At 35.5% G+C, this 13,086-nt stretch carries 11 protein-coding genes; all 11 read right to left on the bottom strand.

Annotated features, from left to right (window positions below; translation table 11 throughout):
* Positions 1–2 precede the first annotated feature (2 nt).
* The 11 genes from AC2UOP_RS04410 to AC2UOP_RS04360 all read right to left on the bottom strand — a co-directional run bounded on the left by AC2UOP_RS04410 (position 3) and on the right by AC2UOP_RS04360 (position 13,081).
* A complete protein-coding gene (locus AC2UOP_RS04410; RefSeq protein WP_484832768.1) occupies positions 3–1,358 on the bottom strand; it encodes an ABC transporter substrate-binding protein in 1,356 nt (451 codons plus the stop codon).
* Between the two features lie 24 nt (positions 1,359–1,382).
* Positions 1,383–2,210: a carbohydrate ABC transporter permease gene (locus AC2UOP_RS04405; RefSeq protein WP_019214085.1), complete on the bottom strand. Its 828-nt coding sequence runs from the start codon at positions 2,208–2,210 to the stop codon at positions 1,383–1,385.
* A 5-nt stretch (positions 2,211–2,215) separates the two neighbouring features.
* A complete protein-coding gene (locus AC2UOP_RS04400; RefSeq protein ID WP_484832767.1) occupies positions 2,216–3,148 on the bottom strand; it encodes a carbohydrate ABC transporter permease in 933 nt (310 codons plus the stop codon).
* On the bottom strand, positions 3,135–4,247 hold the full coding sequence (locus AC2UOP_RS04395) for an ABC transporter ATP-binding protein (protein WP_484832766.1): 1,113 nt from the start codon (positions 4,245–4,247) through the stop codon (positions 3,135–3,137). The genes AC2UOP_RS04400 and AC2UOP_RS04395 overlap by 14 nt, the downstream gene beginning before the upstream one ends.
* Positions 4,248–4,419: 172 nt before the next feature.
* A complete protein-coding gene (locus AC2UOP_RS04390) occupies positions 4,420–8,427 on the bottom strand; it encodes a metallophosphoesterase (RefSeq protein WP_484832765.1) in 4,008 nt (1,335 codons plus the stop codon).
* A gap of 44 nt (positions 8,428–8,471) precedes the next feature.
* Positions 8,472–9,614 (bottom strand): YibE/F family protein, encoded by a 1,143-nt coding sequence (locus AC2UOP_RS04385; RefSeq protein ID WP_106018534.1) that lies wholly within the window; start codon positions 9,612–9,614, stop codon positions 8,472–8,474.
* A 196-nt stretch (positions 9,615–9,810) separates the two neighbouring features.
* Positions 9,811–9,951 carry a hypothetical protein gene (locus tag AC2UOP_RS04380; protein WP_019214090.1) on the bottom strand — a complete coding sequence of 47 codons (141 nt, stop codon included), beginning with the start codon at positions 9,949–9,951 and terminating at the stop codon, positions 9,811–9,813.
* Between the two features lie 283 nt (positions 9,952–10,234).
* Positions 10,235–10,699, bottom strand: a complete 465-nt coding sequence (locus AC2UOP_RS04375; protein ID WP_085839612.1) for a rhodanese-like domain-containing protein — start codon at positions 10,697–10,699, stop codon at positions 10,235–10,237.
* Positions 10,700–10,797: 98 nt separating this feature from the next.
* Positions 10,798–11,274, bottom strand: a complete 477-nt coding sequence (ispF, locus tag AC2UOP_RS04370; RefSeq protein WP_085839613.1) for a 2-C-methyl-D-erythritol 2,4-cyclodiphosphate synthase — start codon at positions 11,272–11,274, stop codon at positions 10,798–10,800.
* Entirely contained in the window at positions 11,274–12,002 is a 729-nt protein-coding gene (gene ispD / locus AC2UOP_RS04365) for a 2-C-methyl-D-erythritol 4-phosphate cytidylyltransferase (RefSeq protein ID WP_085839614.1), read from the bottom strand. Before ispD ends, ispF begins: the two co-directional genes overlap by 1 nt.
* A gap of 14 nt (positions 12,003–12,016) precedes the next feature.
* Positions 12,017–13,081 (bottom strand): PIN/TRAM domain-containing protein, encoded by a 1,065-nt coding sequence (locus tag AC2UOP_RS04360; RefSeq protein ID WP_019214094.1) that lies wholly within the window; start codon positions 13,079–13,081, stop codon positions 12,017–12,019.
* Positions 13,082–13,086 lie beyond the last annotated feature (5 nt).

The following is a 13,086-nucleotide window of genomic DNA, read 5'->3' as shown; positions in this document are numbered from 1 at the left end:
TCTTACTTATTTAGTACTTCATCAAGTGCTTTTTGAGCTACTTTTTGTGCTTCGTCAAGTGCTTCCTTAGCTGGAACGTTTTGTAATTCAACTTTATCTGCAGCTATCTTTAAAGCGTCTATGATTTGTCCCTTAGTAGGGTCTACAAACACTGGTGTAGCTGTAAGTGCTTGTTCATATGGTACCTTTGCATATGGACTTTCTTCTATAAACTTCTTGTACTCTTCGATATCCATAGTACTCTTTCTAACAGGTATATAACCAATCTTCATTGACCACTTAGCAGATATTTCAGGACTTGTGAAATATGCTATCCATTCATAAGCAGCTTTCTTTTGTTCTTCTGATACAGCTTCTGGAACTAATAAGCTGTGTGCGCCTGCTTGAGCTTTACCATTTTTATCGTGTAATGATGGTTGAGGAATTGAGTCAATCTTTGTAAAATCAAGGTCGCCCTTATCTCCTGATGAGCCAGTATAGCTCATTGCAGTACCATTCATAACGTTATCGATAGTTCTGTACCAATATTCCCAGCCTTGTCCGCCTGATTCAATCTTAGTAGTTTTATCGTCAAAAATTTGCTTTCTAACAAAGTCCCAAGCCTCAACCCATTCAGGCGAGTTGATAGTTACTGTCTTACCATCTTCTGACAATACAGTACCGCCATTGCTATAAGCAATGTCTGATAGGTTATCTGGGCCCCACATAACTAGGTGACCCCAGTCAGCTATGCCTTTTTCTTGCATTGTCTTTGATGCTTCAAAAACTTTGTCCCAAGATGAATATACATCTTGAGGATCTAATCCAGCTTTTTCAAGTAAATCTTTTCTATAGTAAATAACTTGAGTTGTGCCATAAGCTGGGAAGGCATATACTTTGCCATCGATTTGATCTGGCTTCATGAATACATCTAGATAATCATCAAGAGGTGTTCTTTCGTCGATATATGGTGTTAAGTCAGCCAATAGACCCGCTTCACTCATTTCTTTAATCTTGCTACCTATGAAAACTGCTGGTGCTTGATTAGCTGCAATAGCTGCTTGAACCTTTTGATAAGTTTCGTCGTAGTCGGCTTGTTGGACGCCTGTTACCTTTACCTTGTCTTGTGAATTGTTAAAATCATTAATAATTTCTTCCATAGTTTCTCCAGCTACAGAACCTAATCCATACCAGAATTGAATTTCAACTGGCTTATCGCTAGCTGTTTCATCTTTCTTTTCTTCGCTCTTCGACTCATTTGCTTCAGCGCTTGTAGTCTTATCTCCTTCGTTCATAGCTTCCTTAGCAGCTGGTGAACATGCTGTAAATACTAGTGATAATACTAAAAGTATTACAGCTAAACTTCTTAATTTTTTCATTTTTTTCCTCCTATAATGATAATTTTAGCCTTTTATGCCGTTGTCACTGATGCCTTTGATAAACCACTTTTGTAATACTAAAAATAATATTAACAGCGGAAGTACCGCAATCGCATTAGCTGCCATGAGCATAGGTAGGTTTTGAGTGAAATTTCCTCTTGAATTAAAGAATATATTTAAGCCAACGCTTATTAGATAATTCTTTTTGCTGTTAGTTATAAGTGATGGCCACATGTAGTTATTATACATCGCCACGAACTGAATTAAAGCAGTTGTAAGTATTGTAGACTTTGCTACTGGTACCAAAACTCTCCAAAGAATCTGCCAGTTATTTGCTCCGTCCATCTCAGCCGCTTCGATAAGCTCCTTTGGTATGGATGAAAATGTTTGATAAATCATATATATGGCAAAGACGCTCGCCGCGTTTGATATTACAATGCCAGTTAGTGTATCTATTAAATTCATCTTAGCAAGTATTACATAGCTCGGTACATAAGTCGCCGCAGCTGGCAGCATATACGTTAATAGTATTGCCCCAAATAAAACTTTCTTTCCCTTGAACTTAAAGCGTGACAAGCCATATCCCATGAGTATAGAAGTTAGCATTTGAAGTACAACTATCGCGATGGATGTGATTATACTGTTAAAAATATATAGGTCAAATGGTGCTTGCTCTAAAACTCCTCTAAAATTTCTTAAGTCAAAGAATTCTGGAGCTAATTTCATCGGCTCTCTGATTATGCTTTCCGCACTCTTAAATGAGTTTGAGAACATCCATAAAAGTGGGAAGAAGGTAATGATACTTACTATTGTAACTATTATTATATTTACTGATTTAATTTGTTTTTTCATCTTTATCACCTATTTGCGAACTTCTTTTGCAAGATAAACATAAGTCCAGCGAGTATACCAGTAATGACGACCATAATCATGGTTACCGTTGTCGCCTTTCCCATGTTGAATTGCTCGAATGCCATTTGATAGAATAAATAAAGCAGTGTTCTTGTTGATCCTGCTGGACCGCCACGTGTTAGTACACTGATTTGGTCGTAGGCTTGTATTGAGTTAATTAGGCTTATAACCGCTAAGAACAGTGTTGTCTTTGCTGTCATCGGCATATAGATGTACTTTATCTTTTGCCAAACACTTGAGCCTTCAAGTTCATATGCTTCGAATAAATCCTTTGGTATCTTGCTGATAGCGTCCGCGTAATAAAGCATGCACCAGCCCGATGTCTTCCATACGGTTACTATCATTACAGCGATGAGCGCTGTGTTTGAGTCTGTTAACCAGTTTGGTCCACTTATTCCAAAAATAGCTAGCCCTCTATTAATAAGGCCGATATCTGGTCTAAACATCCAGCTCCATACTATAGACATAGCAACCATCGGTGTAATCCATGGTGCGAATAAAAAGCCTTGTATAAGCTCTTTGCCGCGTCTAAACTTATCTATGAGTATTGCCATCAAAAAACCAAAGATAAGTGTCGGAACTACTGTTCCTAGACCGAATAACAAAGTATTTTTAAGTGCTTGCCAAAAGGCATCGCTACTAAGTATGTCCTTGTAGTTTTGTGCGCCAACAACATTAAATGTCGGGCTGATATAGTCCCAATCTGTAAAACTTAGTAAGAATGACGCTATCATTGGGATGAACCAAAACACCAAAATCGGTATTAGTGGCAAAACTATATAGACAAGAAAGCCTGAAAAGCTTATACTTTTTATTCCACGAACTCTTTTTGCTTTGTTTTTATCTTTTGCTTTGCTTACTTCTCTACTTAGCTCCATCTATTGCCTCCCAGAAAATTCTGTTTTCTGTCTTAGCATCAAATAGCAAGATATTTTCTGTCACAAAAGCAATATGTATCTCGCTTTTTGACTCGATATCAAGCTTTGCATCTACTCTAAGAGTTATCTCATCTCCATCTAGCTCGCCATGTATATGGTAATCTGCTCCTAATAGCTCTACCATCTTAATCTTTAATGCTAAGTCATCTTCATTATCAGTAATTCTAATGTGCTCAGGCCTAATGCCCATGATTACATCTTTATTGTCAACTTTAGAATAATTTGCAAGAGCCCTTCCTTTGCTATTATAAAGTTTTCCGTATCTAATTTTTCCTTTGATAAAATTCATTGGCGGTGCTCCTAAAAAGCCCGCAACAAAGACATTGCTAGGGTCTTCATAAAGCTCCTTTGGAGTGCCAACTTGTTGAATCACGCCATCTTTTAAACAAACTATCCTTGTAGCCATAGTCATAGCCTCTGTTTGATCGTGAGTTACGTATATAACAGTTGAGCCCAGCTCCCTTTGTAGCTCAACAAGCTCTTCTCTCATGTGTATTCTAAGCTTAGCATCAAGGTTCGATAGCGGCTCATCCATTAAAAAGATTTCAGCGTCTCTAACTATGGCCCTGCCTAAAGCTACCCTTTGCTTTTGTCCGCCTGATAGCTCAAACGGCTTTCTCTTTAGATACTCAGTTAAACCAAGCTTTTCCGCAGTTTCTCTAATACTTTTATCTCTAGTATCTTTGTCAATGCCGCGAATCTTTAGCCCAAAACCAATATTGTCATAAACATTTAAGTGTGGGTATAGAGCATAATTTTGAAAGACCATTGCGGTGCCTCTGTCTTTTGGCGCTACCTCGTTCATTCTCTTGCCATCGATTAGTAGCTCACCCTCACTAATATCTTCAAGTCCAGCTATCATCCTAAGTGTTGTGGACTTGCCGCAGCCTGATGGTCCAACAAAGACTATGAACTCTTTGTCTTCTACTTCAAGATTAAAGTCTTTAACAGCGTTATCGATTCCATTCTCATACTTTTTATATACATGTCTTAAAGAAATCTTACTCATACATCCTCCTAAATAATTTTCATATCTCAATTACTTGTTTATAATACATGAGCTTTGTTAATGTTGTATGTGCAATATGTTAAGTGTGAGTAAAGTATTTGGTTTTTATTTAATATAGTTTTACAAAGAAATACCCTCCTTACTCATTCATCAAGTAAAGAGGGTAGATATCAATTATTCTTAGCTATATCTTTATTAAAAACTAATTGTTTAGTGCAAACTCAACTATCTTATCAATTGCGTATGCAAAATCAGCACGACTAACTTCTTTATCGTATCCAAGTTTGCCATCTTGATCTAATTCTAACAAGCCTTTTCTAACTACGTCTATAACTGCATCGCGGCTCCATGCTGGTAGATAGCTATATGCGCTATATTCAACGTCAACAGTATTAGGCATATTTATATTATATAGTTTAAGTAGTCCTTCAAGCATAACGGCTAATTCTTGTCTACTTACTTTTTTCATAGGCTTGAATGATCCGTCTGGGTATCCGGCTACAATACCATGTGTCATTGCCCACTTAACTGAATTGAAGTACCAGTCTTTCATCATTATATCTTTTGCGCTCATACTTGTGTTTATAAACTTATCTTTTGATATTCTCATGAAGACTGCAGCTACCATGGCTCTAGTAACTGTTGTGTTTGGCATGAACTTATCTTTTTTAATGCCTGCTAAAACGCCTCTTGAAGCAAGATTGATGATGGCATCTCTTCTTCTTTCATTGACTATGTCTGTAAAATTAACTGGCAAGACTTTATCAGCTACTTCTATTGGACTAAGTTTTGTTTTTTCTATAGGTTTTGTATTTGTTTCAATAGTCTTTGTTTCTTCTTTCTTTTCTTCTGTTTTGTCTGTTCTTGGTCTTCTTGGTATATAGCTATGCTCATCTCTATTATCAGGTTCATATGGCGGTATAATTATAGTATTATCGTTATCAGGATTTGGTTCTGGTTGTGGGTTTGGATTTGGATTTGGTTGTGGGTTTGGTTGAGGATCTGGATTTGGGTTTTGAGTTTTTTCTTTCTTAAGTGTTACTTCGTCAACTACTGTTCCATCACTTGTCCTATATGTTACTACTTTAAAAGTATTATCTGTAACAGTTATTTCTGAATAGTTAGGAACTCTTTCTTGGTTTTGTACTGCTGCATAGTCAAATTTTTCTTTTTGTATTCTATAGAATTTTGATCCTGAACCAGAGTTTGCTGTAATGTATAGCGCTCCCTTAGGGTTAATATACTCACTTGGTACCTGTCCTTCAACACCATCTTTCCACTCAACTAATGGATTCGTTCCGTCCATCAAATGTGATCTTACATATACGTGATCGTGACCCATAAGAACTGCATCTATACCATTATCTTTAACTAGCTTTGGAATATATTGTCTTCTATCCAATATATCATCATCCTTAGCATGTGATGCAACTGAGTATATTGCGTGGTGGAATGTCAATACTTTCCAATCTACTTTTCCTTCATATTTTTCTACTGTCTTTTTTACAAAATCGTTGTGTCTTGCAGCATTCCATCCATAAGTAGAGTCTAGCGAAATAAATAAGGTATTATTATATACATAAGCATAGTCTGCTCTGTCTTTTTCATTTAAATCTGGTAAAGCAAAGTGCTCGAAGTAACCGCTTCTCGCATTACCTTCTCCATCGTGGTTACCAATAACTGGTGCCAAGGTCATTCCTTTTAGTCCAGCTCTATGAATATATTGTTTGTATTGATCTTCATTATCGTCATAATCATTGATTTGGTCACCTGCACTTAGCAAGAAGGCAACGTTTTTATTAGGGTCTTGCATTTTTTCCGCCATGATGTTTAGTGTATCATCCCAACCTTGTGCATCGCTTGCTGTGTTGCCACTTGCACCTATTTGAGGGTCACCTACTAAGAAGAATGAGAAGTCTCCTTCTTTAGCTGTCTTGAAATTTACTGCTTCTGACTTAGTGCCATTCTCTCCATTCCAATATACTAGTTCATACTCTGTATCTGCTTTTAAACCTTTAATGTTTGCTTTGTAGTTTGCGTAGCCTTTTTTTCTATTGTCTTCGTGTGCATCGCACTCTATGCTTTGTACGCTTTCTGGATTTTTAACTTCTTTTACTTCTACATGTCCTTTATCATGTGATTCGCTATACCATGTGAAGTTTCTTTCGCTTTGATCCTTTCCAATAGTTAGAACTGGAGCATAAGCTTTTTCTTTTTTAAGTGTTACTTCATCAACTACTGATCCATCACTTGTTCTGTAGGTAACAACTTTAAATGTAGTATCTGTAACTGATATTTCTGAGTAGTTAGGAACTTTTTCTTGGTTTTTTACTGCTGCATAATCAAATTTTTCGTTTTGTATTCTATAGAATTTTGATCCCGAGCCAGAGTTTGCTGTAATGTATAGTGCTCCCTTAGGATTTATATACTCACTTGGTGCCTTACCTTCTACGCTATCTTTCCACTCTATTATTGGCTCTGTACCATCCATTAAGTGTGTTCTTACATATACGTGATCGTGTCCCATAAGAACTGCATCTATACCATTATCTTTAACTAGCTTTGGAATATATTGTCTTCTATCTAGTATGTCTTTATCAACTGCATGTGTTGCGACTGAATAGATTGCATGGTGGAATGTTAATACTTTCCAGTCTACTTTGTTTTTGTATTTTTCAACTGTCTTCTTTACAAAATCACTATGTTCAGCTTGATGCACTCCATAAGTAGAATCTAGCGAAATAAATAAGGTGTTATTATATACATAAGCATAATCTGCTCTACCTTCATTACCGAATTCTGGAAGTGTATAGTGTTCAAAAAATCCATTTCTAGTAGCATTTTCTCCATCGTGGTTACCAATAACTGGTGCCAACGTCATTCCCTTTAGTCCGTCTCTTTCGGTAAAGCCCACGTATTCATCCTCATTACTTGAGTAGCTATTAATTTGATCACCAGCACTTAGTAGGAAGGCAAAATTTGTTCCTTCATCAGTCATTCTTTTCTTCATGATGTTTAATGTTTTGTCCCAACCTTGTGCATCGCTTTCTTTGTTGCCGCCCGCACCAATTTGTGGGTCACCTACTAAGAAGAACGAGAAGTCTCCTTCTTTAGCTGTCTTGAAATTTACTGCTTCTGACTTAGTGCCATTCTCTCCATTCCAATATACTAGTTCATACTCTTTATCTGCTTTTAAACCTTTAATGTTTGCTTTGTAGTTAACAAAGCCTTTTTTACGATTGTTTTCGTTAGCTTCTGCTGTAAATATTTTGCCTTTGCTGTCTCCAAACTCTTTTACTTCTACATATCCAGTAGCATTAACTTTGTTGTACCATGTGAAATTTCTCTCACTTGGATTGCTTCCTATAGTCAATACTGGTGTAGCAAATTCATTCTCAGATGTGGCTTTTTGTGCTTCATCTTCAAATCTGATGTTTTGCATGTCAAAGTAGATGTCTGAACTCTTATCAGAGTATTGGTGCAATTCTACAGCTAGATAGTTTTCTCCACTTGTTAGCTTTTCTTGCCAGTCTGAAAACGCAATACTTACTTCTACTTTTTTGGGCTTACCTACCTTTTCTTTACATCCATATTCAACACTTTGTGTATATCCAGCATCAGGAACATTGGCTTTATATATAACATCTCTGTTTAAGTAAACGATGACTGCGTCATCATAAGCTAAGTCAAACTTTAAAGATTTATTCGATAATGACATTGTATCATCTACATTAAATTTCTTAACAAAAAAATATGTAGGAACTGTTTTTTTATCATCAAGATAGTGTCTTAATAAAGTCTTTGTTATAAATCCATCTTTAACGTACTCTTTTCCTTCTTTTGCTCCAAAAGGTGCTTGTCCAGTTTTGGCAGCAGCAGCATCTTTATTGTATTGACCAAATGCCCACGTATTATGTTCTGGATCTGATGATGGATCTACTCCATCTTCAAAATATGTCCAATTATCATTGAAAGAAACAGTATCATCCCTAGTCTCTTCACTTGATTCGTCCTCTTTTTCTTCTGATAGACTTTCATCTACTGGTGAATTTGCTTCTTCTTCATTTGTTTCATTTGAAAGCTTTTCTTCATTATCTTCTCTTATGACTTCTTCATTTGTGACAGCATCACTTGCTTTCAAATCGAATGAAAAAGTACTTAATAAGATTAGAAAAACTAATACTAAGCTTACAATTCTTTTTGTTTTCATTTTTTTCCTCCTTAAAACTTGATATGAATTTGAATAGAATTAATTTATTTTGTTAAAAATTTCCTTATCATGCTCTTATCTTCAATGTTGTATACTAGACTCGAAATGTATGCCGATATAGGTACCATCATAACTACAACACTTGTAGCAATCAAACCATTGGCAAGTTCCATGCTAAAGAAGTTACTGCTAATAAGCTGGTTGAATTGCACGCCGTATGACATCAGTGAAAGTACTGTTGTAAGAGAGCTACCTATAAAAGCAAATATAAGTGTATCCACCATGGTAGCGATTATGTCTTTACCTATATTCATTCCTGATTTAAACAAGTCTTTAGAGCCCATATTTTTGTTCAAAGTTTTTATTTCTAGCAAAGCTGAACTTATTGACACGGACACGTCTTTTGCTGCTCCATATGTCGATATTGTAATGCCTGCAAAGAAAAGATACTGTAATTGCATTCCAGTTTTTTCTACTATATAAAATAAGCCTTCAGCATTTGGGTCAACAAAGCCTGTTAGATGTGCCGTTATCGATACCAAATATGATAAAACTGCGACTATTATAAAAGATATAAATATCGAAATTATGTTAACCAAACCTATTAGCGAATAACCAAATATTATTACTGCTGAGTATATGCTTGCTAATAAGATAGTCACTAAGGTAACTAGTATTATTGGTCTTCCTATATATATAGAAGGAAGCATATAAAGTGCTATGATATATATACTAATAATCAGGGCTAATGCACTCTTTAGTCCATTTTTCTTGCCTACAGCATAAAGTAGGAGTATAAAAAGTCCTATGTATATGGCTATAGCAATGCTTCTGTCATAGTTATACACTGTATAATATGGTTCAACGCCTTCTGGTGAATCTATAAGTAATATAATTCTTGTTCCTTTTTTAGCAAGTATAGAGCTAGTGTTGAACAATGTGTTATCAATAATCTTCTCTTCTCCAGCTTCTTTTCCTTCTAGTATCTTAACTTTTAGTTTTTGACTTCCAACATTTAAGTAGTTATACTTTTTACTTAAATCTTCTTCTAAAACTTCTAGAACTTTAGCTTTAACGTAATGGACGTTTTTGTTATCCCACCTTACTTCTCCAAAATCGACTTTTCTGTAAAAAATATATATTGCTATTAATATAATTACAAGTACTGTGTTAATTAGTTTTTTCAATTTATCCTCCCTATTATTAGCAATATCAAAATATTTAACATTTTTATTTTGAAATTGCTACTTTTTCTACGCAATTCCTGTTCATGATACTATGAAAATATAATGGATACATCAGCTATTTGTAAATTACTTGTAAATAAATGCCTCATTACTATGTGTTCAATAAAGAAGGGCAGTATAACTTAATATATTTTAATTAATTATTTTCGCTATTTGCCTCACCGCTATCAAGTACGATAGCTTCATTATTACTTTCTGCTATGACTCCATTGAGTGGAGAGATAAACATAAGTATCGCCATAAGTAGCAATAATGTTCTTTTAAATAAATTCTTCATTTTTACCTCCAGTTAATAAATATTTTCTACGAGACCTATTCTATGAGATAAATATTATAGTAAGAATATATAGATGTAAAAATAATATAAATTTTCAGAAGATAAATGTGTTTTTACCATATTTATAAGTACAATTGAATTTTCATTTACTATTTACAAAGAGATACCCTCCTTACGCATTCATCAAGTAAAGAGGGCACATATAATAAAATCTTATTAATATTAATAAATTTTTGCATTAAAAAAGAGCGATCACTCGCTCTTTCTCATTTGATTTTAAATACTATTCAGTTACTAAATCGTATTCATAAGTCTTAACGCCGTCAGCGTTAACTACGTCTGTGTAACCTGCTGCTAGTAAAGCATCTTGAGCTTCTCCAGATTTTTTACCAGAGTTGCAATATAAAACGATCTTTTTGTCTTTGTCAGCGTCTAGAACTGATGGATCGTTTTTGATGTCATCTAGTGGAACGTTCTTTGCATCTTTGATGTGACCTGCAGCGTATTCGTCAGCGCTTCTTACGTCAACGATAACGTATTTGCCTTCTTGTTCAGCATCTGCTTGTAGTGCTACTACTTCATCACCTGTCATAGTTGCTTTTTCTCCTGTTTGAACGCTATCAGCTTGGTCTGCTGGAACGCTTTCAGTTGCATCAGCATTTTCTGCTGGTTTGTCTTCTGCTTTCTTACAAGCTACTAGTGAAAATGCTAGTACAAGTACTAAAGCTAATGATAATAATTTTTTCATGTGTATTACCCCCTTAAATTTTTACCATAGATATTATACCACTTTTAAGTATAATTGTAAAATTATTTAACATTATCTTAATTTTTTCTTAATAAATACTACTTTAGTAGTATAGTGCTTGCCATACAACTAACGCCTTCTTCTCTTCCTTCGAAGCCAAGTTTTTCTGTAGTTGTAGCCTTTACGCTCACTCTGTCAATGCTCAGTTCAAGGTCTTTTGCAATATTCGCTCTCATCTCATCTATGTGTGGTCTTAATTTTGGCCTTTGCATCATTATAGTCGCGTCTATATTTGAAATAGTGTATCCTTCTTTCTTGACCATGGCATAAACCCTTCTAAGAAGCACTCTTGAGTCGATATCAAGGTACTCATCGCTTGTGTCTGGAAAGTGATAGCCTATATCTTCCTTAGCCATAGCTCCTAAGATGGCGTCCATAATCGCGTGTATCAAGACATCTGCGTCGCTGTGACCAAGTAGACCTTTTTCGTGCTCTATCTTTACGCCGCCAAGTATTAAATCTCTGCCTTCGACAAGTTTATGAACGTCAAAGCCATTACCAATTCTTATATCCATTAGAACGCTCCTGTGCTCTTCAGCTTTTTCTTCCAATTAGTATTGAAGATCTCAGCTATAACTAAATCTTCTGGTGTAGTTATCTTGATGTTATCGTAGTGACCTTCAAGCATCTTTACCTCAACTCCAGCAAATTCAACGAGTGCTGAGTCATCTGTAGCTAAGATATTTTCTTTTATCGCGTGCTCGTAGCCTCTAAGCAAAATGTCTTTTTTAAAGCATTGCGGGCTTTGCGCTTGCCACAAAAGTGATCTCTTTGGTGTATGATGAACTGTATCGTCTTCGTTAACTGATTTTATCGTGTCCTTAACTCTAACTCCAACAACGCAGGCGTCACAATTTAGAACGGTTTCAACAGCCTTATCAATGGTCTCCGTCCTTATAAAAGGTCTTGCTCCATCGTGTGTCAAAACTATATCGGCATTAACGCTAATGGCTTTGATGCCGTTATAAACTGAATCCTGTCTTTCCTTACCGCCTTTAACAATGTTAACGACTTTAGTAAATTTATATCTATTAACAATTTCTTTTCTTGTGTAATCTATCTCGTCTTTTTTACAGACAATAATTATCTCGTCGATGTACTTTGATCTTTCAAACTTTTCTATGGTATGAGCAAGTATTGGCTTGTCATTTATGAACAGAAAAGCCTTGTTAATCTTAGAGCCCATCCTGTTACTCATGCCAGCAGCGGCAATTATAACCGAGACGAACTTATTCTCTATCATGAAATTTCCTCCAACTATTCTTTAATTTTCGCAAACATCATCTTACCAGCAGCTGTTTGAAGCACTGTTGTTATCTCAACTTTAAGCTTTTCGCCTATCCTCTTCTTAGCTTCTTCAACAACTATCATGGTTCCATCAGATAGATAAGCAAGGCCTTGGTTCTTTTCCTTACCTGCTCTAACTATCTCAACTTCAAGCTCTTCGCTTGGAAGTATCACTGGTTTAACTGCATTAGCAAGCTCGTTGATATTAAGCACCTCTATGCCTCTTACTTGAGCTACTTTATTTAAATTGTAGTCATTAGTAAGTACTTTTGCGTTCATCATAGATGCTAGTTCAAGTATCTTGTCATCAATCTCTTCTACATTATCTATCTTTTCACTAGAAACTTCTATATCAACTTTTGCTTCATTTTGCATTTGCTTAAGTATATCTAGACCACGTCTACCTCTTTTTCTTCTTTGATCATCCGCCGAATCAGCTATGTGCTGAAGCTCTTGCAAGACAAACTTTGGTATAACTAGTGTACCCTCGATGAAACCTGAGCTAGCAATGTCTTTAATCCTACCATCTATTATAACAGATGTATCAAGAATTTTATATAGTTCTGTGTCTTTTTTCTTTGATTTTTTTACAGTACTCTTTTGAGTAAATTTCTCACCAATATTTGAGATATCCTTTCTTCTAGTTGTAACTATAATCCCTATATATGGGAAAAGTATATAGAATATAACGGATAAAACCGGTCCAAGTACTGGTATGCCTATGTTCATAGCGAGCTGCGATAGCAAAAATGCTATAACAAGTCCAACTAATAAACCTACTAAACCTAAGATAAGGTCCAAGCTGGTGAACCTTCTTAGTTCAATCTCAACCCTGTCACCAACATTTATAATTTTGTCGAATACAGTATCTGACAATAAATAAAAAATAATTGCAAATAAAACAGATAAAAATACCGATACATAGATACTGTAATCATGAAATGCTGGGACAAGGCTTGTGGCTAATAAACTTACGCCATAACCTGCTGCTGCTCCTATGAGGAACATGACAGCTTTCATAATTTTTTTAAACATTTTTC

It is taken from the genome of Fenollaria sp., from assembly GCF_057222035.1.
The sequence above is the reverse complement of the archived record's forward strand: the minus strand, read 5'-3'. Positions and strand labels throughout refer to the sequence as shown.